This window comes from Thioclava sp. FR2 (assembly GCF_051200875.1).
Lineage (GTDB): Bacteria > Pseudomonadota > Alphaproteobacteria > Rhodobacterales > Rhodobacteraceae > Pseudotabrizicola.
The window spans coordinates 1753635-1778139 of the sequence record NZ_CP195191.1 but is presented as its reverse complement, the minus strand read 5'-3'; the positions used below and the strand labels follow the sequence as shown (position 1 = coordinate 1778139).

Annotated in this window: 25 protein-coding genes and 1 tRNA gene; 19 read left to right on the top strand and 7 right to left on the bottom strand. The window is 60.2% G+C overall.

The features are described 5' to 3' along the window. Positions 1 to 4: 4 nt before the first annotated feature. From ACSBLW_RS08600 to ACSBLW_RS08575, 6 genes are all read left to right on the top strand, one after another. Positions 5 to 700: a phosphoribosylanthranilate isomerase gene (locus ACSBLW_RS08600; protein ID WP_435259801.1), complete on the top strand. Its 696-nt coding sequence runs from the start codon at positions 5 to 7 to the stop codon at positions 698 to 700. Then, positions 697 to 1158, top strand: a complete 462-nt coding sequence (locus ACSBLW_RS08595) for a GNAT family N-acetyltransferase (RefSeq protein WP_435259800.1) — start codon at positions 697 to 699, stop codon at positions 1156 to 1158. Before ACSBLW_RS08600 ends, ACSBLW_RS08595 begins: the two co-directional genes overlap by 4 nt. 140 nt (positions 1159 to 1298) lie before the next feature. Further along, entirely contained in the window at positions 1299 to 2531 is a 1233-nt protein-coding gene (gene trpB, locus ACSBLW_RS08590; protein ID WP_435259799.1) for a tryptophan synthase subunit beta, read from the top strand. A 412-nt stretch (positions 2532 to 2943) separates the two neighbouring features. Continuing rightward, positions 2944 to 3522: a hypothetical protein gene (locus tag ACSBLW_RS08585; protein WP_435259798.1), complete on the top strand. Its 579-nt coding sequence runs from the start codon at positions 2944 to 2946 to the stop codon at positions 3520 to 3522. A 109-nt stretch (positions 3523 to 3631) separates the two neighbouring features. Further along, entirely contained in the window at positions 3632 to 4093 is a 462-nt protein-coding gene (locus ACSBLW_RS08580) for a hypothetical protein (RefSeq protein ID WP_435259797.1), read from the top strand. A gap of 18 nt (positions 4094 to 4111) precedes the next feature. Next, entirely contained in the window at positions 4112 to 4633 is a 522-nt protein-coding gene (locus ACSBLW_RS08575; protein WP_435259796.1) for a helix-turn-helix transcriptional regulator, read from the top strand. On the opposite strand, the gene ACSBLW_RS08570 is transcribed toward ACSBLW_RS08575, so the two are convergent. Further along, positions 4634 to 5029 carry a group III truncated hemoglobin gene (locus ACSBLW_RS08570; protein WP_435259795.1) on the bottom strand — a complete coding sequence of 132 codons (396 nt, stop codon included), beginning with the start codon at positions 5027 to 5029 and terminating at the stop codon, positions 4634 to 4636. Between the two features lie 63 nt (positions 5030 to 5092). Beyond that, complete coding sequence (locus tag ACSBLW_RS08565; RefSeq protein WP_435259794.1) at positions 5093 to 5464, bottom strand: DUF2237 family protein; 372 nt, start codon at positions 5462 to 5464, stop codon at positions 5093 to 5095. Positions 5465 to 5582: 118 nt separating this feature from the next. On the opposite strand from ACSBLW_RS08565, the gene ACSBLW_RS08560 reads away from it, so the two are divergent. From ACSBLW_RS08560 to ACSBLW_RS08535, 6 genes are all read left to right on the top strand, one after another. After that, positions 5583 to 8384 (top strand): DUF2339 domain-containing protein, encoded by a 2802-nt coding sequence (locus tag ACSBLW_RS08560; RefSeq protein WP_435259793.1) that lies wholly within the window; start codon positions 5583 to 5585, stop codon positions 8382 to 8384. A 184-nt stretch (positions 8385 to 8568) separates the two neighbouring features. Further along, on the top strand, positions 8569 to 11481 hold the full coding sequence (gene ileS, locus ACSBLW_RS08555) for an isoleucine--tRNA ligase (protein WP_435259792.1): 2913 nt from the start codon (positions 8569 to 8571) through the stop codon (positions 11479 to 11481). Beyond that, the gene (locus ACSBLW_RS08550) at positions 11478 to 11933 is read left to right on the top strand and encodes a methylated-DNA--[protein]-cysteine S-methyltransferase (RefSeq protein ID WP_435259791.1); all 456 of its coding nucleotides are present in this window, start codon (positions 11478 to 11480) and stop codon (positions 11931 to 11933) included. Before ileS ends, ACSBLW_RS08550 begins: the two co-directional genes overlap by 4 nt. A 69-nt stretch (positions 11934 to 12002) precedes the next feature. Further along, positions 12003 to 12656, top strand: a complete 654-nt coding sequence (locus ACSBLW_RS08545) for an SOS response-associated peptidase (protein WP_435259790.1) — start codon at positions 12003 to 12005, stop codon at positions 12654 to 12656. A gap of 124 nt (positions 12657 to 12780) precedes the next feature. After that, complete coding sequence (locus ACSBLW_RS08540; RefSeq protein ID WP_435259789.1) at positions 12781 to 13872, top strand: DUF475 domain-containing protein; 1092 nt, start codon at positions 12781 to 12783, stop codon at positions 13870 to 13872. A 142-nt stretch (positions 13873 to 14014) separates the two neighbouring features. Further along, positions 14015 to 14992 (top strand): MrcB family domain-containing protein, encoded by a 978-nt coding sequence (locus tag ACSBLW_RS08535; protein ID WP_435259788.1) that lies wholly within the window; start codon positions 14015 to 14017, stop codon positions 14990 to 14992. A gap of 192 nt (positions 14993 to 15184) precedes the next feature. Here the strand turns inward: ACSBLW_RS08535 and ACSBLW_RS08530 are convergent. The 4 genes from ACSBLW_RS08530 to fabA form a co-directional block, all read right to left on the bottom strand. Then, positions 15185 to 15258, bottom strand: a tRNA-Gly gene (locus tag ACSBLW_RS08530). 80 nt (positions 15259 to 15338) lie between these two features. After that, on the bottom strand, positions 15339 to 16127 hold the full coding sequence (locus ACSBLW_RS08525) for an enoyl-ACP reductase FabI (protein ID WP_435259787.1): 789 nt from the start codon (positions 16125 to 16127) through the stop codon (positions 15339 to 15341). Between the two features lie 21 nt (positions 16128 to 16148). Beyond that, a complete protein-coding gene (gene fabB / locus ACSBLW_RS08520; RefSeq protein WP_435259786.1) occupies positions 16149 to 17378 on the bottom strand; it encodes a beta-ketoacyl-ACP synthase I in 1230 nt (409 codons plus the stop codon). Between the two features lie 186 nt (positions 17379 to 17564). Continuing rightward, positions 17565 to 18074, bottom strand: coding sequence for a bifunctional 3-hydroxydecanoyl-ACP dehydratase/trans-2-decenoyl-ACP isomerase (fabA, locus tag ACSBLW_RS08515; RefSeq protein WP_435259785.1), 510 nt, complete (start codon positions 18072 to 18074; stop codon positions 17565 to 17567). Between the two features lie 173 nt (positions 18075 to 18247). Between fabA and irrA the strand changes: the two genes are divergently transcribed. From irrA to ACSBLW_RS08500, 3 genes are read left to right on the top strand one after another with little or no spacing between them, the layout of a single operon-like run. Further along, positions 18248 to 18664, top strand: coding sequence for an iron response transcriptional regulator IrrA (gene irrA, locus ACSBLW_RS08510; RefSeq protein WP_435259784.1), 417 nt, complete (start codon positions 18248 to 18250; stop codon positions 18662 to 18664). A gap of 11 nt (positions 18665 to 18675) precedes the next feature. Beyond that, positions 18676 to 19047 carry a DUF2314 domain-containing protein gene (locus ACSBLW_RS08505; protein WP_435259783.1) on the top strand — a complete coding sequence of 124 codons (372 nt, stop codon included), beginning with the start codon at positions 18676 to 18678 and terminating at the stop codon, positions 19045 to 19047. A 15-nt stretch (positions 19048 to 19062) separates the two neighbouring features. Next, positions 19063 to 19344, top strand: coding sequence for an immunity protein Imm33 domain-containing protein (locus tag ACSBLW_RS08500; protein ID WP_435259782.1), 282 nt, complete (start codon positions 19063 to 19065; stop codon positions 19342 to 19344). A gap of 99 nt (positions 19345 to 19443) precedes the next feature. On the opposite strand, the gene ACSBLW_RS08495 is transcribed toward ACSBLW_RS08500, so the two are convergent. After that, a complete protein-coding gene (locus tag ACSBLW_RS08495) occupies positions 19444 to 21099 on the bottom strand; it encodes a phosphoethanolamine transferase (RefSeq protein WP_435259781.1) in 1656 nt (551 codons plus the stop codon). Positions 21100 to 21251: 152 nt separating this feature from the next. On the opposite strand from ACSBLW_RS08495, the gene ACSBLW_RS08490 reads away from it, so the two are divergent. The 4 genes from ACSBLW_RS08490 to tolR all read left to right on the top strand — a co-directional run bounded on the left by ACSBLW_RS08490 (position 21252) and on the right by tolR (position 24499). Beyond that, positions 21252 to 21905, top strand: coding sequence for a response regulator (locus ACSBLW_RS08490; protein WP_435259780.1), 654 nt, complete (start codon positions 21252 to 21254; stop codon positions 21903 to 21905). Next, the gene (locus tag ACSBLW_RS08485) at positions 21902 to 23176 is read left to right on the top strand and encodes a histidine kinase dimerization/phospho-acceptor domain-containing protein (protein ID WP_435259779.1); all 1275 of its coding nucleotides are present in this window, start codon (positions 21902 to 21904) and stop codon (positions 23174 to 23176) included. The genes ACSBLW_RS08490 and ACSBLW_RS08485 overlap by 4 nt, the downstream gene beginning before the upstream one ends. Positions 23177 to 23332: 156 nt before the next feature. Then, entirely contained in the window at positions 23333 to 24028 is a 696-nt protein-coding gene (gene tolQ, locus ACSBLW_RS08480) for a protein TolQ (RefSeq protein ID WP_435259778.1), read from the top strand. Between the two features lie 3 nt (positions 24029 to 24031). After that, a complete protein-coding gene (gene tolR, locus ACSBLW_RS08475; RefSeq protein WP_435259777.1) occupies positions 24032 to 24499 on the top strand; it encodes a protein TolR in 468 nt (155 codons plus the stop codon). Positions 24500 to 24505 lie beyond the last annotated feature (6 nt).

Sequence of the window (24505 nt, the reverse complement as noted above, 5' to 3'; positions counted from 1 at the left end):
AGGCATGACCGATATTCGCGTCAAGATCTGTGGTCTGCGGCAAAAGGCGGATGTCGCCGCCGTTGCCGCGGCCGGTGCTGCCTATGCAGGCTTTGTGTTCTTTCCGAAAAGTCCGCGCAACGTCAGCGTGGCCGAGGCGCGCGCGCTTTGCCTCGAAGCCCCGCTTGGGCTTGCCAAGGTGGCGCTGGTGGTGGATGCGGATGACGCAACGCTGGACGAGATCTTTGAGGCGGTGCCGCTGGATATGCTCCAGCTTCATGGGCATGAAAGCCCCGACCGCGTCGCCGAGATCCGGGCGCGCTATGGTCTGCCGGTGATGAAGGCCGTGGGCGTGGCCGATGAGGGCGACCTTGCTGCCCTGTTCGACTTTTCCTTGGTGGCCGATCAGCTCTTGATCGACGCCAAGCCGCCAAAAGGAGCAGCCTTGCCGGGGGGCAATGGGCTCTCGTTTGACTGGCGGCTCGTGGCGCAGCGCCGCTGGTTGCGCCCGTGGATGCTGGCGGGGGGGCTGACCCCTGATAACGTGGCCGAGGCGATCAGGCTGACCAATGCGCGGCAGGTCGATGTCTCTTCGGGTGTCGAATCGGCACCCGGTGTGAAAGACAGCGCGAAGATTGCGGCCTTTGTGACGGCTGCGCATCGGGCCGGTGGGCGCGGTGTCGCCGAGGCGGGTCTGGGCGCGCCGCCGATCCTGCGATGACAGGTGTGGAAGGCCTGATTTTCCGCAAGGCATGCCGCGAAGACGTGCCGTCTCTGGTGGCGCTGTTGGCCGACGATCCTTTGGGGCAGGCCAGAGAGGGGACCGATCTGGCGCCCTATCTGGCCGCCTTTGATGCGATAGCAGCGCAACCCATGCATCAGATCATCGTCGGCGAACTGAAGGGGCGCATCGTCGCCACCTGCCAGTTGACTCTGCTGCATGGCCTTTCGCGTCAGGGCATGACCCGCGCTTTGGTCGAAGCCGTGCGCACCGCGCCCGAGTTGCGCGGCCTTGGGATCGGCGCCGCCCTGATGGCCGAGGCAGAGGCCCGGGCGCGCGCGGCGGGGGCAGGGATCATCCAGCTGACCACCGACAAGACCCGCCATCGCGCCCATGCCTTCTATGATCGTCTTGGCTATGTCGCATCGCATTTGGGCTATAAAAAGCCGCTGGTTTAAGGGGCGACCCGGTCCTTGGCCTTTATCTTGGCCAAAATATCCTCGGGGGTGAGGCCCGATAGGGCCGAGGGGGCAGACAGCCCCCTTTCCCCGGACGGACAAGGGCGCTACATCGGGCAGGACGAAGAAGGGGATGGATCATGGCCGAGGATGGAATCAACAGCTTTATGACCGGGCCGGATGAGGCGGGTCGGTTCGGGATTTTTGGCGGGCGTTTCGTTTCTGAAACTCTGATGCCGCTGATCCTTGAACTGGAAGAGCAGTATGAATTCGCAAAGACCGACCCGACCTTCTGGGCCGAAATGGACGATCTTTGGAAGCACTATGTCGGCCGTCCATCGCCGCTTTACTATGCCGAGCGTCTGACGACGCATCTGGGCGGTGCTAAGATCTATATGAAGCGTGACGAGCTGAACCATACCGGCGCGCATAAGATCAACAACGTGCTTGGGCAGATCATTCTGGCCCGTCGCATGGGCAAGACCCGGATCATCGCCGAAACCGGTGCTGGCCAGCATGGGGTGGCCACGGCGACGGTCTGCGCCAAGTTCGGCCTGAAATGCGTGGTCTATATGGGTGCGCATGATGTGGAACGCCAGGCCCCGAACGTCTTCCGCATGCGCCTTTTGGGGGCCGAGGTCGTTCCGGTCACCTCGGGTCGTGGCACGCTGAAGGATGCGATGAACGATGCGCTGCGCGACTGGGTGACCAATGTGCGCGACACCTTCTATTGCATCGGCACGGTCGCGGGCCCGCATCCCTATCCGGCCATGGTGCGCGATTTCCAGTCGATCATCGGCAAGGAAGTCCGCTGGCAATTGGCCGAGCAAGAAGGCGAAGGACGCCTGCCTGACACCGTGATCGCAGCCATTGGCGGCGGGTCGAATGCGATGGGGCTGTTCTATCCGTTCCTTGACGATCCTTCGGTCCGCATCATCGGGGTCGAAGCCGGCGGCAAGGGAGTGGATGACCGGATGCAGCATTGCGCCAGCCTGACTGGCGGGCGCCCCGGCGTTCTGCATGGCAACCGGACCTATCTGTTGCAGGACGCAGATGGGCAGATCCTCGAAGGCTTCTCCATCTCTGCGGGCCTCGACTATCCCGGCATCGGGCCAGAACATGCCTGGCTGCACGATACAGGCCGCGCGCAATATGTCTCGATCACCGATGTCGAGGCACTGGAAGCGTTCCAGCTGTCCTGCAAGCTGGAGGGAATCATCCCGGCTCTGGAGCCGTCGCACGCTTTGGCACATGTGATGAAGATCGCGCCGAAGCTGCCAAAGGACCATATCATCGTGATGAACATGTGTGGGCGTGGCGATAAGGACATCTTCACCGTGGCCAAGCACCTTGGATTCGACATGAAGATCTGACCTTGGCCTAAACTTTCCGTCTAAAAGCGGCACACGCCTTCCGTCCCAGTCGGGCCGGAAGGCGTTTTCCTTTGAAAAACGCGCCGACAGATCCGGCCGCCAACGCCAACAAATCAACGTCAGCGCACATAAACTGCAGTTTAGGCCCACAGACCCGCAGTTTATTCGGGGCGCCCTAAACCCCTGCTCGATTTCCAGCGATCCGAAGTTCTGGCCAGTTGGGTTCACCGAAGACGGGTGGCTCTGTCAGGCAGTGGAGAGCCGAGAGCCACAAACGATCGGTCAGGCGGAAGGGCTGGTACTGGGGGCAGTGTTCAATGGTTTTTCCCTTCCGCCTGTCATGACGCGGATCCTTGCGTGGATCTGTGGGTGAGAGTGTCGAAACAAGGTTTGTGAAACAGGAGTGTAGGCGATGAAATTGAGAAGTCTGGTTTTGGCCGCGGGGCTGGCCTTTATGGCGCAATCGGCCTTGGCGCTGACCGCCGAGGAAGTTGCAGCAGATTATCAGGGGCAGGGCTATACCCGCGTGGAAGTGCGGGTGGGGCCGACGCAGATTAAGGTCGAGGCCATTCGCGGCGACCAAAAGGTTGAAGTGATCTATGACAGCGCCACCGGGCGCGCCCTGAAAACCGAAACCGAAGCGGTTGAGGCCGGTGAAAACACCGCGCCGGGTGTCAGTATCAGGGAACAGAGCCGCGACTTCGTTCGGGTTGTGTATCGCAATCCCGATGGCACCACGAGCCCGACGCCGGGTGGGGCAGGGGGCAGCAGCTCGTCGCATGACGACGATGACGACGATGATGATAACGACGACAGCGATGACGACGACGATAGTGACGATGATCACGGTGGTCGTGGCGGTTCGGACGATGATGACGATGATGATGACGACAACAGTGGTCACGGCGGATCGGACGACGATGACGATGACGACAACAGCGGCCACGGCGGCGGTTCTGACGATGATGACGACGACGGTGATGACGACTGATCATCATAAAAGCAAAGGCCCGACGGGCTTGCGGCAGTTGCGAACCCGGCGGTATGCTTCTTTGGGGGGGAGGATTGGCCTTCCCCCCACAAGACCTGAAGGGTCTGAAATGAACAGACGTGATTTTACCTTGATGGCTTTGGCGACGCTTTGTGTCGGCACGCCTGCTTTGGCGGCCAGCTATCAGGATCAGATTGTCAGCCAGTTAAAAAAACAGGGCTATGGCAACATCCGCGTCCAGCGCACCTTGCTGGGGCGCGTAAGGATTGTGGCCTCGGGCAGCGGCGGGCAGAGAGAGATCATTCTGAACCCGCGCACCGGTGAAATCCTGCGGGATTTCTGGACCGCCACCGGGTCGTCAAGTTCTTCGGGCGGAAAAATCATCGAATCTGGTGGGTCTGGTGGGTCTGGTGGGTCCAGTGATGACGATGATGACGGTGATGACGGTGACGACAACAGTGGTCACGGCGGCGGGTCGGATGACGACGATGACGACGATGACGACGACAACAGCGGCTCGGGCAGCAGCGGATCGGGCGGGGGCGACGACGATGGGGGTGACGATGATTGATCCCCAAGGCAGGCCCGTATGAAGGGCAGGGTCGTCCTTGTTTTGATTTTCGCCGTGCAGGTGATCTGCGCTTTCTTTTTCGTATCAGATATTCTGTCTTCCGTCCTTGGCCTGCGATCGACCCCGATTTCTTGGGAAATGCGTGAGTTGATGGAGATTGGCGCCTCGATCGGGTTGATCTTGGGGCTTTTGTTCGGGGCGCTTGCCCTGCGGAAATCCTTTCGCGAACGCCGCGTTGCCGAAGAAAAGCTGCGCCGCGCCTCGACCGCCTTTTTGGACCTGATGCAGGAGCGCTTTTCCGAATGGGGCCTGACCCCGGCGGAAAAGGATGTGGCGCTGTTTGCGATCAAAGGCATGACCACGGCCGAAATCGCGGGTCTTCGCAACACCTCCGAAGGCACGGTCAAGGCGCAGACGAATGCGATTTACCGCAAGGCCGGGGTTAGTGGTCGCCCGCAATTGTTAAGCCTTTTTATCGAAGACCTGATGCAAGATGCCCTTCCGGGCGTGAAACCCGAAGAAAACGAGGCGGCGGCCTGATCAGCCCAGTTTCGGCACGCCCTTGCCGTCGCGGTCTTCGACCCCCATCCGCAGCCCGCGCCCGATGCGATGCGCCAGTGCCGACCATGCCGCGGCCGTAGGCTCGGGCAACATGCGGCGCAGGACCGAATCGAACAACCCAAGCCAGGAATCGAACATCGGTGCGCGCACATTTCCGGCCGCCATATGCACCGCCATCGGATTGCCGTCATAGCTGCGCTCAAACAAGATCGCATTGCGCCAGAAGCGGCTGATCTTCTCCTCATGCACCGGCCAGTTGGTGACATGCGCCGCGAAGACCGGGCCTAAACCGGGATGCAGCCGGACACAGGCATAGAATTCGGCCACAACGGCATTGATCTGTTCAGGCGTGATGTCGAAGCGAGGCGGTATCATGGGGCCAGTCTTTGCCCCCCTCTGGCCCTTTCACAAGAGGGCGTCCTGCCGCAGCCCTCGTGCCTAGCCGTCAATAGCGTAAAGCTGCAAAACCTCGGCGGGAACGATCTTCAATGTATTGGCATGGGTCGATTTCAGCCGGATCTTCGGGGCCGCGCCTTCCTCATGCGCTTGAAGGAAACGGGCAGCGCACAGGCACCACTGATCGCCGGGCTGCAAGCCGGGAAACGCATATTCCGGGCGTGGCGTCGACAGGTCGTTTCCAAGGTATTTGGAAAAGGCCAGAAACTCAGCCGTCATCACCGCACAAACGGTGTGAATGCCCCGATCGCTTGGCCCTGTGTCGCAGCAGCCGTTTCGATAGAACCCTGTCATCGGCTTGGTCGAGCAGGGCTCCAGCGTGCCGCCGAGCACATTGACGGATGGTTCCTTCATGATGCACCTCCGATGGCAAGAATAGCTGTTGCGCGGGAAAGGGAAAGGATTTCCCGACTAGCGCAATCTTCGTTCGCGGCGCTATGATGGGGTGCGCGCGCAGGGGTGGGGGAAACAGATGTTTGACTTGCTCCTCTTGCTGATCGGTCTGGGCGTACTGGCAATACCAGTGCTGCTGGTCATACTTTTCTTGAAGTTGGGCGGGATGCGGCGGCGCATCGAGGCGCTGGAGGCAAGGATTGCGCGCGGGGCCGAGGCTCCCCTTCCTGCTCCCAGACGGGCCGAGGCTGCGCCAGTGGCCGCGCAGATTTCTGAAGCGGAAGCAGGGCCGTTGGTGCAGGGCAAGCCGGTTGCGCCCGAGGTGGAGGCCGAGCCGGTTGAGGCAGAGGAGGAGGCGCCTGCGGGTGCGGGCTCCGTCGCGTCGCCATGGGATTTGCCGACCGCCCCGCCCACCGCCCCGCCAATTCCGGTGCCGCCAACTCAGGCCGGGATCTTTGGGCGCTGGATGCTGCGGAACTGGGTTTATGTCGTCTCGGCAGCGTCGCTGGCGCTGGCGGGCGTGTTTCTGGTGCAATACGGGATCGAAAAGGGCTATCTGCCGCCCGGCCTGCGGGTGCTGTCGGGGATCGCCTTTGGCCTTGCGCTGATTGCGGCGGGTGAGGCGCTGCGGCGCAAGCAGGCCAAGGGCGAGGCCGAGGCGGCGGTCTATCTGCCAGCGGTCTTTTCGGGCGCGGGGGTGGTTTCCGTCTTTGCCGCGATTGTGGCAGCGCGGCAGATGTACGGGCTGATCGGCCCGGAACTGGCGCTGGTGGGGCAGGTCATCGCCTCGGGCATGGCGATCATTCTGGGCTGGCGCAACGGGCCGCTTCTTGTGGCCGTGGGGCTGATCGGTGCTGCTGCCTCGCCCTTCATCGTTTCGGGACAGGGGCCGCCCGGCCTTTGGCTTTACGGCTATTTCGCGCTGGTTGCCACGGTCGGGCTGGCGGTGGATGCCTGGCGGCGCTGGGCCTGGGTTTCGGTTCTGGCGCTGGCCCTGGGCTATGCATGCGGGTGGCTGCTGCTGCCAGTCGGGGGCGAATGGGGTGGCTGGGTTGCCCTGATGGTGGTGCTGCCGATGCTGGCGGCGGCATGGCCCGAACGCGCGTTCTGGCCCCGGCAGGAGGGCCCCTGCCTTGCGCTGTGCCTGTGGGACAGGCGGAACCAGACAAAACTGCCGAAACTGAGTTTTCCGGTGAAACTGGTGGCGGCGAGCCTTGTGGCCTCAAGCCTGTTGCTCTTGCGCCAGTCGCTTCAGGTGGAGGCGGTCGAGGCGCTTTTGGGTCTGGGGGCGCTTGCGCTTCTGGCGCTGATCTTCCTGATCTGGGCGGCGCGCTCCGAGGGGCTGGTGGATCTGCCGATCCTGCCCGCAGCGGCCTTTGTGGCGGCGGTCACATTGATGGGGCTGGAGCATGGGGCGCTTTATCGCGAGTTCCTGTTGGCGCTGCAGGTGCCTGCGGACGCAACCGAGCAGACCTTCACCGGCATGCCCATGGCGGCGAGCGTGATCTTTGCCTTTGGCGTGGCGGTCAGTCTTGGCTTTGCCTGGCGGGCGGTGGGGCCTGGGCTGTTCGGCATCGGCCTTGGCCTCGGCGCGGTGCTGGCGGCCCCGATGACCGTTGCGGCGCTGGAATTGCTGTGGGAGCCGGGTCGGGTGATCGGAACCTATCCTTGGGCGCTGCATGTGATGGGTCTTGCCGCTGGCATGGTCGGGCTGGCCCTGCGCTTTGCAGCAAGGGATGGCGAAGACAAGCGCCGCGTGGCCCATGCCACACTGGCCGCGCTGTCGCTGATCGCGCTGGCGCTTTTCCTGATCCTCAGTGCGGTTGCGCTGACGCTGGCGTTGGCCGTGCTGCTGGTGGTGGCGGCGGCGCTGGACAGGCGGTTCCGTTTGCCGGAAATGGGCCTGTTCATTCAGGCGGCGGTGGCCGTGCTGAGCTGGCGCCTGCTGATCGACCCCGGTCTGGAATGGGCGGTCGGAGAAGGGCCGATCTCGCAGGTCATCCTGGCCTTCTCGGGCCCGATCGCGGCGGCGGTTGCAGCGCTGGTTCTGCTGCGCGTGCTGGAGCGGCCGATGACAAAGGCCGTGTTGGAAAGTGCGGCCTCGGCCCTGGCGGCGGTGTTTGGCGATGTGATGATCTTCCGGCTGATTCTGGACAAGCTGCCCGAGGGCATGCCCACGGACAGCCATTACGGTCTGGCGTTGCTTGCGCTGCCTTGGCTGGTCCTGATGCTGGCGCAGCTTTACCGGGCAGGAACCGTGCCCAAGCTGCGGGGGCTGCGCTACGTTTTGGCCTTTGTGTCGGGGATGATCTTCAGCGGCGTGACCCTGCTTTCAGCCACGGTGTTCAACCCGTTGTTCAGCGGCTATTCGGCGCGGTATCAAGTCCATGGCCCGCTGGTGCTGGACACTCTGGCCTTGGCCTATGGCTTGCCCGGGCTGATCCTGATCCTGTCCGGCTGGAAACTGCCGGGTCTGGCTGGCGGGCGAAGGATGCGGATCTGGCTGGGTGCCTGTGGCGCGGGCTTGGCGCTGCTCTATGTGGGGCTTGATATCCGGCGCTTCTGGCAGGGCGATATCCTGGGCGTTCCGGGCGTGCGGCAGGGAGAGCTTTACACCTATACGCTGGCCTTGCTGATCCTTGGGGCGGGGATGCTGTATCAGGCGATTGCCACGCGCTCGGCCGCGCTGCGGCGACTGGCGATGTTTGTCATTGCGCTGACGGTGGCGAAGGTCTTCCTGATCGACATCTCGGGCCTGACGGGGCTGACGCGGGTGCTGAGTTTCCTCTGCCTTGGCCTGTCGCTGGCGGGGCTTGCCTGGTTGAACCGCTGGGCAGGTGCGGCCGGGACGGGCGCAGGCAAGGAGGCGACGACGGGCTGATCCTGCCCCCCTTTACCGCCCCGCCGCCCAACCCTATAAGGCGGCCATGAGATCTTGTCCGGTTCCCTTGCGGCGAATTACCGGCCCGGCGTCTGTCTGAGACGCCGGGATTTTGGCGCATGACCTTTGCGCCAGCCGAACCTGCCCAGAGACTTGCCCAGAGATTTGTCAAGGAATGCCGCCCATGTGCGCCGATACGACCGCCGATACGACCGAAGCCACCGGCCCTGATTACCGCGATACCGTCTTTCTGCCCGAAACCGATTTCCCGATGCGCGCGGGCCTTCCGCAGCGTGAACCGGAATGGCTGGATCGCTGGGCGCGCATCGGCGTCTATGACCGTCTGCGCGAAAAGTCGGGCCGCCGCCCGTTCACGCTGCATGATGGCCCCCCCTATGCCAACGGCCATCTGCATATCGGCCACGCTCTGAACAAGGTGCTGAAGGACATGGTTGTCCGCAGCCAGCAGATGATGGGCTTTGACGCCCGCTATGTGCCGGGATGGGATTGCCACGGTCTGCCGATCGAATGGAAGATCGAAGAGCAGTATCGCGCCAAGGGCCTGAACAAGGACGACGTCGATATCGTCGCCTTCCGTCAGGAATGCCGCAAATTTGCCGAAGGCTGGATCGACATCCAGCGCGAGGAATTCAAGCGTCTGGGTGTGACTGGAGCTTGGGACCGCCCCTACCTGACGATGGACTTCCATGCCGAGGCGGTGATCGCTGACGAATTCATGAAGTTCCTGATGAACGGCAGCCTCTATCAGGGGTCCAAGCCCGTGATGTGGTCGCCGGTTGAAAAGACTGCCCTTGCCGAGGCAGAGGTCGAATATCACGACGTGACCAGCCACACGATCTGGGTGCGGTTCAAGCCAGTTTCCGGTCTGCACGGCGCCAGCGTGGTGATCTGGACGACGACCCCTTGGACCATCCCGCAGAATCGCGCGGTGGCCTATAACCCCGGCGTGGCCTATGGCGCCTATCGCATTGATGCCGCTGCGGAAAATGCGACCGTGACGGTTGGAGAGATCGTCATTCTTGCTGATGCCCTTGCCGAAGGCGTGATGGCTGCGGCTAAGGTCGAAGGCTTTACCAAGCTGCGCGATGTGGCGACCTCGGAATTTGAGGGCGTTCTTTTGGCTCACCCCTATCGCGGTGTGGAAGGTGGCAATGGCGAGTGGGATTTTGACGTGCCCATGCTGCCGGGCGACCATGTGACCGATGATGCGGGGACGGGCTTTGTCCACACCGCGCCCAGCCACGGTGATGACGACTATCAGCTTGGCCAGAAGTTTGGCCTGCCGATGACCTATAACGTCGAACCCGATGGCAGCTATCGTGCCGATCTGCCGCTGTTCGGCGGCCAGCCGATCATCACGCCCGAGGGCAAGGAAGGCCCGGCCAACGTTTCGAACATCAAGCAATTGGCCTATGCGGGGGCGCTGCTGGCCAAGGGCAAGATGAAGCACAGCTATCCGCATTCGTGGCGGTCAAAGGCCCCGCTGATCTATCGCAACACGCCGCAATGGTTTGCCGCGATCGACCACAAGCTGGACGATGGCATGGGCAACTATGGCGACACAATCCGGTCGCGCGCGCTTCATTCGATCAACCAACTGGTGCAGTTCACCCCCGTTTCCGGCCGCAACCGTCTGTATTCGATGATCGAGGCACGCCCCGATTGGGTGCTGTCGCGTCAACGCGCTTGGGGCGTGCCGCTGACCTGCTTCGTGAAAAAAGGCGCAAAGCCGACCGATGCCGACTTCCTTCTGCGCAATGCCGAGGTGAATGCCCGGATCAAGGCCGCGTTCGAGGCCGAGGGCGCCGATGTTTGGTATGTGCAAGGATTCAAGGAAAAAGTCCTCTCTGGCATTGTTGATCCGTCGGAATATGAACAGGTCTTTGACGTGCTGGATGTGTGGTTCGACTCTGGTTCGACCCATGCTTTCGTGCTGCGCGACCGGGAAGACGGGTCCGAAGACGGGCTGGCCGATCTTTATCTGGAAGGCACCGACCAGCACCGTGGCTGGTTCCACTCCTCGATGCTGCAAGCCTGTGGCACCAAGGGACGTGCGCCCTATCGCGGCGTGCTGACCCACGGCTTTACCTTGGACGAAAAGGGCATGAAGATGTCCAAGTCGCTGGGCAATACCGTGGCCCCGCAAGAGGTGATCAAGGAATACGGCGCCGATATCCTGCGTCTGTGGGTGGCCCAGTCCGACTACACGGTTGACCTGCGGATCGGGAAGGAAATCCTGAAAGGCGTGGCCGATAGCTACCGCCGCCTGCGCAACACCCTGCGCTACATGCTGGGGGCGCTTGCGGGCTATACCGCCGAGGAAGCGGTTGACGCCAAGGACATGCCGGAACTGGAACGCTGGGTTCTCCACCGTCTGGCGGAACTGGATGCCGAGGTCCGCAAGGGCTATGCCGCCTATGATTTCCAGGGCGTGTTCCAGAAACTGTTCACCTTTGCGACCTCGGATCTCTCGGCCTTCTATTTCGACATCCGCAAGGACACGCTTTATTGCGACCCCGCCAGCAGCCTGCGCCGCCGCGCCTGCCGCACGGTGATGGATGCGCTGTTCCATCGCCTGACGACATGGCTTGCGCCGATCATGGTCTTCACGGCTGAGGATGTCTGGCTGAGCCGCTTCCCCGGTGAGGGCGAAAGCATCCACCTGCATGACATGCCGGAAACCCCCGCCGCATGGCTGGACGAAGGTCTTGCCAAGAAATGGGCAGGCATCCGCGCCGCCCGCCGCACGGTCACGGGGGCGTTGGAGGTGCAGCGCACGGCCAAGGTCATTGGCTCGTCGCTGGAAGCCGCGCCTGCGGTCTATGTCGAGGATGATGCACTGCGGGCTTCGCTCGCCTCGGTCGATTTCTCGGAACTTTGCATCACCAGCAGCCTTGCCCTGAATGCCGGGACCGCACCGGAAGGCGCGTTCAAGCTGGCCGATGTGGCCGGGGTGTCGGTGGTCTTCGCCGAAGCGACAGGTGGCAAATGCGCCCGCTGCTGGCGGGTGCTGCCCGATGTCGGCACGCATAAGCACGCCGAAACCTGCGCCCGCTGCAACGACGCATTGGGATGAGCGCCGAAAGCCTTCGCGCAGTGGTCGAGGGGCCCTTTGGCCCGCTGACCCTGCACGAGGTGGACGGTCTGCTGACACAACTGACATGGGGGGCCGATCCGGGCGACGGATCGGCCCTTTTGTCTGAGGCCGCGCGCCAGTTGCTGGCCTATTTCGACGGTCGGCTGCACAAATTCGATCTTCCCTTTGACTGGGGGCAGGGGTTGAACGCAGGCGTCCGGCGCGCGATGGCCGCCATCCCCTATGGCCAGACCCGAACCTATGGCGATCTGGCAAAATCCCTGAAAGCCCCGGCCCAAGCCGTCGGGCAGGCCTGCGGGGCCAATCCCTTGCCCATCCTTATCCCTTGTCATCGCGTCACCGGCTCTGGCTGGTTCGGCGGCTTTTCCGCACCGGGGGGTGTGGAAACCAAAGCCGCCCTTCTGCGCCACGAAGGCGCGCTGCTGCTCTAGCAGCAATCTCCCTCTGCAGCGCCTGAAAGGGGGCTTGCCGTTGCGATCCATTGCCGTCACTTTTCCCTCATGTGCGGACGTTTCACCATCACCCACCCGAATGAGGCCTTGGCGTCGATGTTCGATGCGGTCATGGGCAATGACCTGCCGCCCAGCCCGCGCTTCAACATCTGCCCCACCACCCCTGTCGCGGTGGTAACCTCGGACAGCGGCTCACGGCGCTTGCGTGCCATGCGCTGGGGGTTTCTGCCCGCATGGTACAAGACCCCCACCGACGGGCCGCTGATCATCAACGCCCGGTCCGACACCGTCGCCCAGAAACCCGCCTTCCGCGAGGCCGTGCGATCCCGCCGCTGCATCGTCCCGGCCAGCGGGTTTTACGAATGGCAAACGGCCGAGGATGGCACAAAGCTGCCGTGGTATTTCACCCGCACCGATGGCCAGCCGATGGCGCTGGCCGGGCTTTGGCAACGCTGGGGCGATATCGACACCGTGGCCATCGTCTCAACCGACGCCGGCCCCAATATGCGCGGCCTACACCACCGCGAAGCCCTGATGCTGGAGGCCGCCGATTGGCCGCTGTGGCTGGGCGAGGCCGGGCATGGCGCAGCTCTTCTGATGAAACCCTCTGCCGAGGGCCTGACCCAATGCCACCGTGTCGATCGCAAGGTGAATTCGAACCGCGCCGAGGGGCCGGACCTGATCGAACCCCTTGCGGCCTGACTTGATTTTCCTGCGGTAAAGGCGCATAGAGACCGCCACGGGTGACCGGGCCCCTCTGGCAGGATATGCGGCTGTCCTGCGATGTCGGCACCTGAACCGCCACACTGCCGCGCGGCACATTTCCATGTCATCGCTGTCTTCTGCGTCGAAACCGACGTTGTCCTATTTCACATGGGCCTTCATCGTCACGGCCATCGGCCTTTTGCTGGGGCTTTGGCTAGGCTTCGCGACCGAACATACGGTCGGAGGCGCGCTGAAAATCTTCTTTATCGTCACTGTTCTGGCCGTTCTGGAAATCAGCCTGTCCTTTGACAATGCCATCGTGAATGCGAACAAACTCAAGGACATGACGCCGAAATGGCAGCACCGCTTTCTGACATGGGGCATCGTGATTGCGGTTTTCGGGATGCGGATCATCTTCCCGCTTTTGATCGTGGTGATCGCGGCAAAGGTCGGGCCTTGGTCGGCTTTGGTCATGGCCGCCAGCCAGCCCGAGGAATACAGCCGCATCATGATGGAGGCGCATCTTCCCATCGCAGCCTTTGGCGGCACCTTCCTGATGATGGTCGCGCTCAGCTTCTTTTTCGACCACGAAAAAGACGTGCATTGGGTCCGTTGGGTCGAAGAAAAAGTCTCCGCCTATTCCTCGATCAAGGGGATCGAGATTGCCGTGGTGCTGGTCATCATGCTGATCTTTTCCGAGGTGATTGAACGTCAGGAAAGCGCCGCCGCCGCGACCAGCTTTTTCCACGCCGCGATCTGGGGGCTTTTGACTTTTTTATTGGTTGAGGTTCTGGGCGGTGTCCTCGACAAAAGCCAAGAGGCGCTGGCAGGGGCTGCCAAGGGCGGGCTGGGGGCTTTCCTTTATCTCGAAGTGCTGGATGCGAGCTTCAGCTTTGATGGCGTGATCGGCGCCTTTGCGCTCTCGTCGAACCTCTTCGTCATCGCCATTGGTCTGGGCATCGGGGCCATGTATGTGCGGTCGATGACCATCATGCTGGTCGAACGCGGCACGCTGGCCGAATACCGCTATCTGGAACACGGGGCCTTCTACGCCATCCTGATCCTCAGCGTGATCATGTATGTCCAAACCCTGATCCACATCCCCGAGGTCATCACCGGCCTCTTCGGCGCCGCCCTGATCGGCGTCAGCCTCTGGTCCTCCATCCGCTGGAACCGCACGCATCCGGAAGTGGAAGCAGAGGCGGCGGAGTAGGGGAAGACGAATAATTCCCTAACCTTCCCGCTCAAAAGCTGAACGCTTAATCAACTCATGGGGCTCATCGAATTATTGCTTCCTCGAAAAGCAGATGGAGTTTACCATGGGTTGAGTTGAACAACTTTTTGGGGTGATATTTGTGCTGGCAGAACAGCTTTCTCGGCTTGCCAAAGAGTACACATTCGAGCGCACTAAGCCATTCACCGGTTCAAGATTCGGCGAATTTGTAAGGCACGATATTGCAGTAGCGGCGAAACAGCTTCTTACTTTTTGGCCGTTCGAATTGAAAGTTAAGTCGAGTGTGGGGCAGGGCGTGTGGGCTTCCGTACCATGGCTTGCTTTCTTTGACCCTTTGGTCACGGATACAGCGACTAAGGGCTATTATGTAGTCTTCCTGATAAACCCCGACGCGCAGACAATCACATTGTCGATGAACCAAGGAACAACAGCAATTTATGACGATTTTGGTTCGTCGCGCGGTCGCGAGGTCTTAAAGCGAAGGGCGCGAGACATGGCCGATCGGGTCCCTGAATTCGCAAAGCTTTTTTCTGAAGAACCAATTGATCTCGGTTCTGAATCAGGTCTGCCAGCGGGATATGAGGCGGGTCATTCTTTCGGTAAGACCTACAAGGCGGGCCTTCTTACCGATGAAATGTTAAATTCCGACTTGCATCAAATGTTGCTTGCCTACGAAGCGTTGGTCAACCGTGGAGGCACAACACCAAGCGAGATCATGCAGGAAGAGGCGAACGGTAAAGACATTGATGAGACTCGCCGATATATCCTTTCTCGGCGCATCGAGCGCTCGCCAAAGGTGAGAAAAGACGTTCTGAAATCAAAGCCTCCAATCTGTGAGTGCTGTGGTCTCGACCCCAAGCGTGACTATGGATACAACGGCCCCCTCGAAGAAATGCCGCTAGATGTTCATCATGCAGTGCCATTAAACGGTCTCGCTGAAGGCGAAACACGGCGCTACAAAATTCCCGACGACTTCATGGTCCTCTGTCCCACCTGCCACCGTATGATACATAAGATTAATGCTCCATCAGATCTTTCTATGTTGAAGAAGAAACTGCGGTTCAAAATAGCGCGGGAAATTTCGTTTTTTGCATCGTAGTGGCAGGCGCACATAAGGCACTTCTGCCGTAGTCCACTTGGCCTCCTCTAGCTGGACTCCTTAAGAAACCATGAATTCCCGACGCTAAACCGTTGATATAAAATGGACAAAAAAACGTCCCCGACGGGGACGCTGGAAAAGGCTGCTTTTGCGGCCCCCAGCAGGGGGTCTGCGCAGCGGAAAAAGGGGGATTGGAGCGGGCGGCGGGAATCGAACCCGCGTCTCCTGCTTGGAAGGCAGGGGTCTTACCATTACACAACGCCCGCGTCTGACGATCAGGTAGCGGATTGCCGCGGCAGGGTCAACGGGGCGCGCAAAGAAAATGGCGGGCTTTTCAGGTGGCGGATCACATGTTTTCCGGCTGGGGAAAGCCCAGAACATGATAGCCCCCATCGACATGGATCACCTCGCCGGTGGTCGAGGCCCCGTAATCCGAACACAGCCAGACCGCCGTCCCCCCGATCGTCTCCAGCGTCGCATTGGCCCGCAGGGGAGCGTTTTCTTCGGTGTGCCGAAACGTCGCCCGAGCGCCACCAATCGCGGACCCGGCAAGGGTTTTCATCGGGCCGGGAGAGATCGCATTGACCCGGATCTTCTGCGACCCAAGATCATTGGCCAGATAGCGCGTGGCACTTTCAAGCGCCGCCTTAGCCACCCCCATCACGTTATAATTGGGCGAGACCCGGTTGGACCCCTGAAAAGTCACCGTGATCAGGCAGCCGCCATGCGGCATCATCTCCGCCGCGCGTCGGCTGATGTCGATGAAGCTGAAGCAAGAGATGTCCATCGTGCGGGCGAAATTTCCGCGCGAGGTGTTGGTGATCCGCCCTGTCAGCTCATGCTTGTCGGAAAAGGCGATGGCGTGAACAAGAAAGTCGATGCCGCCCCAACGGTCTTTCAGCGCGGCAAAGCAGGCATCCAGACTGCTTTCCTCGGTCACGTCGACGTCCAAAAGCAGGTCAGAGCCAAGGCTGGCCGCAAGCGGCCCAACCCGCTTGCCGAATGCTTCGCCCTGATAGGAAAAGGCCAGCTCGGCCCCTTCGGCAGCCAGCGTCTTGGCGATGCCCCAAGCAATGGAACGGTCATTGGCGACGCCCATGACAAGCCCGCGTTTGCCTGTCATCAGCCCGGCCATGACCGCCCCCTGACTGCGGCCTTAACCGCGATACTTGCTCATCACCAGCGTGGCATTGGTGCCGCCAAAGCCGAAGCTGTTCGACAGGACCGAGTCGATCTCGACGCCGTCACGCATCGTCGTGACGATCTCCGCCGGATCGAGAGCCGGGTCCAGCGTGTTCACGTTGGCCGAAGCTGCGATGAAGCCCTTGTTCATCATGATCAGCGAATAGATCGCCTCGTGCACACCGGTCGCACCAAGGCTGTGACCGGTCAGCGATTTGGTCGAGGCGACGGGCGGGGTCGAGCCCTTGCCAAAGACGCGGCGAACGGCTTCCATTTCGGTCACGTCGCCAACCGGGGTCGAGGTGCCGTGGCTGTTGATATAATCGATCTTGCGATCTTTCGGCAGGGTCGAAAGCGCAACGCGCATCGACCGCTCGCCGCCTTCGCCTGATGGAGCGACCATGTCATAGCCGTCCGAGGTCGCGCCGTAGCCGGTGACTTCGCCATAGATCTTGGCGCCACGGGCAAGGGCGTGGTTCAATTCTTCCAGCACGACAACACCGCCACCACCAGCGATAACAAACCCATCACGGGTAGCATCGTAGGTGCGCGATGCCGTGGCAGGTGCATCATTGTACTTCGACGACATGGCTCCCATTGCATCGAACAGGCAGGAGAGCGTCCAGTCCAGTTCCTCGCCGCCGCCTGCAAAGACGATGTCTTGCTTGCCCATCTGGATCAGTTCGGTGCCGTTGCCGATGCAATGCGCCGAGGTCGAGCAGGCCGAGGTGATCGAATAATTCACACCCTTGATCTTGAACGGCGTGGCAAGGCAGGCCGAGGTGGTCGAGGACATGCCCTTGGTCACGCCGAAGGGGCCGATCCGCTTGGGTGAACCGGTTTCGCGGACGATGTTATGCGCCTTGAAGAACGACTTGGTCGAAGGACCGCCAGAGCCGACGATGATGCCGGTGCGTTCGTTCGAGATGTCTTTTTCTTCCAGACCCGAGTCCTTCACCGCCTGCTGCATGGCAATGAAGTTATAGGCCGCGCCATCACCCATGAAACGCAGGTCGCGCTTGTCGATGTGATCTTCCAGCGTGATGTTGACCGCACCGTGCACTTGGCTGCGGAAGCCGCGTTCTGCGTAGTCTTCTGCGAAGACGATGCCCGATTTCCCGGCACGCAGGCTGGCTTCTACTTCGGCGGCATCATTGCCGATGGATGAAACGATCCCGATCCCGGTGATGACGACACGACGCATGGGGGCCTCCTCAACTGCTTGCCCAACTGTTTAGGATACTGCCGGTTAGGGGGCAAGCAGGTTGGGCAACTTGTCTTGTGCGGCAGGCCAAGGTCAGTGACTTCGTTCCAGGTCGCCGAAACCGGGTGACTTGAAAAGGAAAAGCGCCCAAGTTGCGGGCGCTTTTCGGATGATTGGAATTCGAAGTTACGCCTCGCTGAGGGCGACCTTCATGTCCGTGACCTGATAAATCACCTCGCCATCGGCTTCGACGATGCCGTTGGCGACGCCCATGGTCAGGCGGCGGGTCGACAGTGCCTTGGTGAAGTTCACGCGGTAGGTCAGCATCTTGCGGTCAGGGCGAACCATACCGGTCAGCTTGACCTCGCCGACGCCAAGCGCATATCCGCGACCCAGCCAGCCTCGCCAGCCAAGGTTGAAGCCTGTCAGTTGCCAAAGACCATCAAGACCAAGGCAACCGGGCATGATTGGGTTCCCGGGGAAGTGACATTCAAAGAACCACAGGTCCGGCGTGATGTCGAATTCAGCGATGACATGTCCCTTGCCGAATTCGCCGCCATCCTCGGAAATCTCGGTGATGCGGTCCATCATCAGCATCGGCGGGGCAGGGAGTTGCGCATTGCCGGGGCCGAAAAGTTCCCCGCGTGCACAGGCCAGAAGCCCTTCCTTGTCGAAACTGCTTGGATATTTCCCCATCAGCGGATTTTCCCTTGCTGTGGCCTTGCGGCTTTGTCGTTAAGTCAACCGTGTAGCACCCGGCCGGAAGGGGTGGCAAGGGTGCCGGAACGGTCTTGACCGTCCGCAGCTTGCCGATTTTCATTTGAAATTGGGTGCCGCCGCCCTTTATATAAGGGTCAAAGGGGATCTGGATGACCGAACTTGCACTGAAACGCGGCGCCGAATGGCTGGCCTCGGGCGGGATGCGCCCGACGCGGCAGCGTTTGTCGCTGGCGGCATTGTTGGTTGGCGATGGCGAAGACCGTCATGTGACCGCAGAAAGCCTTTACGACCTTTCGGTCCAGTCAGGGGATCGTGTCAGCCTTGCCACCGTCTACAATACGCTACGCGCCTTTTGCGAAGCAGGGTTGATGAACGAGGTGGTTGTCGATGGCGCGAAAAGCTATTTTGACACTCGCACCGACAACCATCCGCATTTCTTTTGGGAAGGCGAAAACCGCATTTCCGATGCCCCGGCTGACGAGCTGGAACTGGCCCGGGTGCCAAAAGCTCCGCCAGGGGCCGAGGTGACGCGTGTCGATGTGGTGATCCGGGTGCGTCGAACCTGAGGGCAACCAGCGTGTCGGATGACGCTTCCTTTACGCTTGAGGATGGGCGTAAACGTGCGGCAGAGGCTCCGTATACCTTTTTTCTTCCGTCGCCAGCTGAACTTGCCGCGATTGGTCCCGGCGATGCGGTCAAGCTGATCTTCGTGCACCGCTTGCCCGTCGAAGAATGGGAGAGTGAGCGGATGTGGGTGAAGGTCGTCAAAGTCGACGGTGACAGGCTGGTGGGAGAGTTGGACAACATCCCTGACGAGAAGTCCTCACCCCTGCGACCCGGTGACCGAGTGGAATTTGGGCGGCACAACATCATTTCTGTGCAGTTCCGCGACCCAGAAACCAAGCCCGAGCCCTATGGCGGCAACTTGCGAACATATTGGGACCGCTGATTTGTCGATGACTGTGTGCTGAGCGGCGCAGAACCTGTCGAATATATTTACCGCGACGTGCCTATGGACAGTGAGGGTGATGAGCACCCTGACAGCGGCTGGTGCATTCGAGGTCGGGCAAGTGGCACGCAAGAAGAATATGACGCGCGCACGGCATCCTATGTTGCGCTTGGTAAAGTTCTCAATATTGACGACAGTTGGCTGGCCTTCATCGACGCGCCCGTTGGGACACGTTTGGTGCGTGATTTTGAGACAGGCGAGTGGTCAGCCAGCGACTCCCTGCCAGAGGATAGCTGATTAGGTCGGGCGTGTTCGCCAGCTTTCACAATAAGACGCGAAGAAGACCATATTGAGGGCATTGCCCTTTTCTGGGCAAAGGGCAATGCGTCCATTGGGCTAGTTCTGTGCCAGTGTGCTTTTGCATGCCTCTGTCAGGTCCAATGCCGGGTCGCGAACGCTGGTCGTGACATCCAGCAGCCCAAGCACGGTGTGAAAGAGATTATCTTGGCTTGCCGGTTTCGAGGTAGCGGATGTCAGACAGACAGTGTCCACATCAAGAGTGGTGCCAAACTCGGGGTCAATCCACATCACCATCGGCACTTTGCGCTGTTCTTCTGGGGCCATGAACATCGGCGCGGCATGGAGATAAAGCCCGTTTTCCCCCAAACTTTCACCGTGATCCGAAAGATAGATCATCGCTGGCGTGACACGGTCTGCGCCCTTGAGCAGATCAATGGTCTGGCCAAGAACGTGATCCGTTTCCAGAATCGAGTTGTCGTAGGTGTTGACGATCGCCTCGGGCGTGCATTCCGAGAACTGCGTGGTCTTGCATTCTGGCTGGAAGGTGGCCCGCTCAGGGGCGTATCGCAGGTAATAGGCCGGTCCATGACTGCCGATCATGTGCAGCACCAAGACGGTGTTCTTGGTCATGGTTTCGGCCGTTTTACGAATGATCGGCAGGAATGCCTCATCCGTGCATTCGTCTTCGCAGGCTTCGGGCGCGATATCGGCTTTGATCTTTGTGAAACCGATGCGCTTTGCGACTTTCTGATCGCCGGTGTTGTTATCCCACCATTGAACGTCAAAACCCGATCGGGCCAGAATATCGACGAGGTTTTCCGATTTCAGGAACTTCTCACGCGAATAGGTGGCCTGGTTCAAATGCGAGAACATGCAGGGGACAGACACGGCCGTGGAAGTGCCACAGGAAAGAACATCCGTGAAATTGATGACGTTTCGTTTTGCGAGTTCCGGGGTGGTGTTACGGCTATAGCCATTCAGCCCCCAATTTTGGGCGCGCACGGTTTCGCCGACAAAAAGGACCAGCAAGACAGGTTTGGTCGTCTTGGCAAGGTTCGGGCCGGGGACAGCATCCGTGCCATAGGGTTTCGCCACGGGCTCAGCAGTCTTCCATTGGTCGAAAGCGTAGCGGCGCAGCGCGTTCAGGGTCGCACCGGGCTGGTAAGCGCCCATCAGATCGTGGCGTTCGCGTAAGGTGGCCGAAAACGATTTGAAATCGACCAGAAGTCCGCCGACCATGACGGCGAAGCCAAGCGCAACTCCGGCAGGCCACCGCCAAAGCTGATGCACGCCACGGCGACGCCGCACGACGGGCCAGAAGACGAGCACCGCTGGCAGAACGCCGGTCAGTCCGATCTTCCAGATCATTGCAGAGGTGATCAGGTGTTTTGACTCGGTGACAGTGGTTTCCATCACGTTGCGCACCATCTCACGGTCGATCAGGATACCGAAGGTGCGTTCATAGTAATTGGCGGCGGCTGCCATGATGATAAGCAGCGCGGCGACAGGTCGTTGAAGGCGCCATGGCCCCATAAGTTCAAGAAGAAGGAAGGTCAGCGCCCAGCTGGCGGCTGCAAATGCGGCCAGACTGACAAGGTGGCCCCCAAATAGATCGAATAGGCGCGTCCAATATCCAGCGTTAAGTGCGAGGAGGATATAGGTCGCGACAAGAGCGTTGAGGGTGATTTGGGAAAGGGTCGGCCGGGGAAGAGCGCTGTGGCTGTCTCCCTTGGGTCGTAAGCTGGAAGTCATGGGGTCTCGTCATTTCAGGAGCAAATCAGCCGCCGAAGGTGTCGGCGGTTTTGTGCCCTGATCGGCTGCCAACCTTGCGCTTAGCTTACAACATCTGGCTGGTTCACCGTTTTCTCCTCGCAGAGCAAAACTTCCGCCGATACTCTGGGCGCATGAGATTGCTGCTTGTCGAGGACACACCTGATTTGGCCGAAGCTATGCAACGCTATCTGTGCGGGGCGGGCCACGCCGTTGATCTTGCAGCAAGCGTCGCTGAAGCAGAGGCCGCTATGGATGTCGCAAGCTATTCTTGCGTCGTTCTGGACCTTGGTCTGCCAGATGGCAGTGGACTTTCCTTTCTGAGGGAGCGGCGGCGGCAGGGTGACAAGACACCGTTCCTGATAGCGACTGCACTGGACCAGATTTCTGACCGTATCGCAGGGCTTGATGCCGGTGCAGATGATTACATCGTCAAGCCCTTTGATCTGGGGGAATTGTCCGCCCGCATTCGCGCTCATGCTCGGCGTGGGCAAGGGCAACCTGACAGCCGTCTGATCATCGCTGATCTTTCTATAGACCGTGCGGCCGCCAAGGTTTGGAAAAACGGAGCGCCCGTGCGGCTGACCTCGCGTGAATGGGCATTGCTGGATGCCTTGTTGGGCGCAAGGGGCAGAGTGTTGAACAAGACTGCGCTTGAAGAGGCGCTTTACACCTTTGACGATGCGATAGAAGGCAACGCGGTTGAAGTCTATGTCTCTCGTCTGCGCCAGAAACTGGGAGCTGGTCTGATCGAAACACGGCGTGGATTGGGGTATATGGTGCCATGACGGAACCTTTACAGGCCAAGACCTGGTCGCTTGGCAGAACCCTGTCGCGGAACATCATTCTTCTTGTCGCGGTTGGTTGGCTTTTGACCATTGGTCTGGCCGTCCTCATGATGCAGCGCGAATTGAACGAGGTCATGGATGAAGAACTTCGTGCATTGGCCGACGCGACCGCGCTTTTGCTTGATGGATCGCCCAGTGCGCCTTTGCCGCGCGCCATAAGTGTTTCCGGAGAAGGCGATGAACGAGTGGTTCGGATCATTCCACTGGGATATGCCGCGCCGCCTGCGCCTTGGGTAGACCGCAAGAAAGACGGATTTTCGGAAAGCAATGGCTGGCGCGTCTTGCGGTCAACGACAGAGAATGCCGTCATTGAAATTGGCCACAGCCGATCCTGGCGCAAAGAAGAGGTGGCCGAAGCCGCTATTGGCATGGCATGGCTGTTGGTGCCGCTTGCACTCGGCACCTTGATTGCGGTGCAGCGCAGCGTTGCTGGTGCGGTAAAACCCGTCTCGGATCTTGCCCGCGCAGTTTCATCGCGCAGCGCCGAAGAGGCCGCGCCAATATCAGAAGCAGATTTGCCCAATGAGATGCGACCGTTAGTCAGCAGTCTGAATTCCTATATTGGCAGGGTCGATCGGATGCGTGCCTCAGAACGGGAATTTACAGCGAATGCCGCCCACGAGTTGCGGACGCCGATTGCAAGCCTTCAGGCAACCTTGGAAGCTGACCATCCCGACGCGGCAACAGCAGTTCGGGGGCAGTTTGGCCGTCTGACAAAGCGGATAGAGCGCCTTCTTCAATTGTCGAGAAGCGAGTCAGGGGTGGCACTTGGTGAAGGTCCGTCAGATCTGATCGAGGTGATGGGCCTGATTTTGGCGGATACCCGTGACAGCACTCTTCCGCGTGTCATTCTTGACGATAATGATCTGGAGCAACTTCCATTGCGCGCCGATCCGGATGCTTTGGCAATCCTTTTGCGCAACGTCATCGACAACGGCCGCGAAAATGCGACGGGGCCAGTGCGCGTTTGCATCACACCTTCGGCACGGGTTGTCGTCGAAAATCCGGTCGCGGAGGGGGCGGAATTTCTGGAAGAGCGTTTCGCCAGCCGGTCTGGAGGCAGGGGCTCGGGATTGGGCCTGACGATCATTGCGACCGTTGCGAAAGCTCTTGGGGTAACGGTGGAAAAGTCGATCGCTGACGGCAAGGCCAGCGTAACGCTTGATTTCGGGCCACTCGCCCAAACTGGCCAAGACGAAAAACAGGTCTGAAACAGGGCAGGCTCGAACGCTTCCAATCCGCTTTAGAGGAAATGTTTCAGCAATCCCCCGCCCAACCACGCAGATGTGTTGGCATTCACCCTTATTTCCAGATAGAATCATTGATAACAGGAGGCGAACAATCGCCCCATAACAAGAGCAGGCGTAATGGAAACGGAAACCCTTGCGATGGCGCAGGAGATTGATTTCTCCATGCTCGCCCTTTTTGCACGCGCGACGCTGACCGTTAAGGTCGTGATGATCCTTCTGATGGGAATGTCCTTCTGGTCATGGTCAATCATCATCCAGAAATTTATCCAGTATCGTTTGGCCAAACGAGAAGCAGAGGTCTTTGATCGGGCTTTCTGGTCTGGCGAACCGCTGGATGAGTTGTTCGAAAAGATCGGTCCTCAGCCAAGTGGGGCGAGTGAAAAGGTCTTTGCGGCGGGAATGCTGGAATGGCGCAGAAGCCATCGGCAAGACGGTGCGCTGATCGCTGGTGCGCAAGCGCGCATTGACCGCGCCATGAACGTCGCCATCGCGCGCGAAGCTGAACGGCTGAATAACGGGCTGTCCTTCCTTGCGACGACCGGCGCGACGGCCCCGTTCATCGGTCTGTTCGGGACGGTCTGGGGCATCAAACATGCGTTCGAACAGATCGCTATCAGCCAGAACACCAACCTTGCCGTCGTGGCCCCCGGTATCGCCGAGGCTCTGCTCGCCACCGGTATCGGCCTTGTTGCCGCTATTCCGGCCGTTGTCTTCTACAACAAGCTGAATGCGGATAGTGAACGTATCCTTGGCAATTACGAAAGCTTTGCCGACGAGTTCGCCACGATCCTTTCGCGCCAGTTGGACGCCTGAGCCATGGGGGCAGGGGTCATCAAATCAAAAGGCGGCGGTTCGCGCCGACGTCATCGCGGTGGCAAGTCGGCAGCTATGTCGGAAATCAACGTCACACCTTTCGTCGACGTGATGCTTGTGTTGCTGATCATTTTCATGGTTGCAGCACCGCTTTTGACGGTGGGTGTTCCGGTGGAACTTCCAAAGACCGCAGCAAGCGCGCTTCCCACCGAACAGGAAGAACCGCTGACCATCACGCTGACGGCGGATGGGCGGATGCTGATCATGAACACCGATGTGGCTGAGGGCGAGTTGATTCCGAAGTTGACGGCGATTGCCGCCGAACGGACCAGCCGCAAGGTGTTTTTGCGCGCAGATGGGGCAATTCCTTATGAGCGAGTGGCGCAGGTCATGGGTGCTCTGAACGCTGGTGGGTTCAACGAGATCGGTCTGGTGACTGATGTCGACGGCCCATCGATGAACGGTAACTGATCCGGA

Coding starts and splice junctions, on each gene's coding strand:
- ACSBLW_RS08495 (WP_435259781.1), bottom strand. CDS start 21,099: ATGACTTCCAGCTTACGACCCAAGGGAGACAGCCACAGCGCTCTTCCC.
- ACSBLW_RS08565 (WP_435259794.1), bottom strand. CDS start 5,464: ATGAAGGAACCATCCGTCAATGTGCTCGGCGGCACGCTGGAGCCCTGC.
- fabB (WP_435259786.1), bottom strand. CDS start 17,378: ATGCGTCGTGTCGTCATCACCGGGATCGGGATCGTTTCATCCATCGGC.
- ACSBLW_RS08575 (WP_435259796.1), top strand. CDS start 4,112: ATGAAGGGCAGGGTCGTCCTTGTTTTGATTTTCGCCGTGCAGGTGATC.
- ACSBLW_RS08550 (WP_435259791.1), top strand. CDS start 11,478: ATGAGCGCCGAAAGCCTTCGCGCAGTGGTCGAGGGGCCCTTTGGCCCG.
- ACSBLW_RS08600 (WP_435259801.1), top strand. CDS start 5: ATGACCGATATTCGCGTCAAGATCTGTGGTCTGCGGCAAAAGGCGGAT.
- ACSBLW_RS08540 (WP_435259789.1), top strand. CDS start 12,781: ATGTCATCGCTGTCTTCTGCGTCGAAACCGACGTTGTCCTATTTCACA.
- ACSBLW_RS08485 (WP_435259779.1), top strand. CDS start 21,902: ATGACGGAACCTTTACAGGCCAAGACCTGGTCGCTTGGCAGAACCCTG.
- ileS (WP_435259792.1), top strand. CDS start 8,569: ATGTGCGCCGATACGACCGCCGATACGACCGAAGCCACCGGCCCTGAT.
- ACSBLW_RS08585 (WP_435259798.1), top strand. CDS start 2,944: ATGAAATTGAGAAGTCTGGTTTTGGCCGCGGGGCTGGCCTTTATGGCG.
- ACSBLW_RS08580 (WP_435259797.1), top strand. CDS start 3,632: ATGAACAGACGTGATTTTACCTTGATGGCTTTGGCGACGCTTTGTGTC.
- ACSBLW_RS08525 (WP_435259787.1), bottom strand. CDS start 16,127: ATGGCCGGGCTGATGACAGGCAAACGCGGGCTTGTCATGGGCGTCGCC.
- irrA (WP_435259784.1), top strand. CDS start 18,248: ATGACCGAACTTGCACTGAAACGCGGCGCCGAATGGCTGGCCTCGGGC.
- ACSBLW_RS08595 (WP_435259800.1), top strand. CDS start 697: ATGACAGGTGTGGAAGGCCTGATTTTCCGCAAGGCATGCCGCGAAGAC.
- ACSBLW_RS08570 (WP_435259795.1), bottom strand. CDS start 5,029: ATGATACCGCCTCGCTTCGACATCACGCCTGAACAGATCAATGCCGTT.
- tolR (WP_435259777.1), top strand. CDS start 24,032: ATGGGGGCAGGGGTCATCAAATCAAAAGGCGGCGGTTCGCGCCGACGT.
- ACSBLW_RS08560 (WP_435259793.1), top strand. CDS start 5,583: ATGTTTGACTTGCTCCTCTTGCTGATCGGTCTGGGCGTACTGGCAATA.
- tolQ (WP_435259778.1), top strand. CDS start 23,333: ATGGAAACGGAAACCCTTGCGATGGCGCAGGAGATTGATTTCTCCATG.
- ACSBLW_RS08490 (WP_435259780.1), top strand. CDS start 21,252: ATGAGATTGCTGCTTGTCGAGGACACACCTGATTTGGCCGAAGCTATG.
- trpB (WP_435259799.1), top strand. CDS start 1,299: ATGGCCGAGGATGGAATCAACAGCTTTATGACCGGGCCGGATGAGGCG.
- ACSBLW_RS08545 (WP_435259790.1), top strand. CDS start 12,003: ATGTGCGGACGTTTCACCATCACCCACCCGAATGAGGCCTTGGCGTCG.
- fabA (WP_435259785.1), bottom strand. CDS start 18,074: ATGGGGAAATATCCAAGCAGTTTCGACAAGGAAGGGCTTCTGGCCTGT.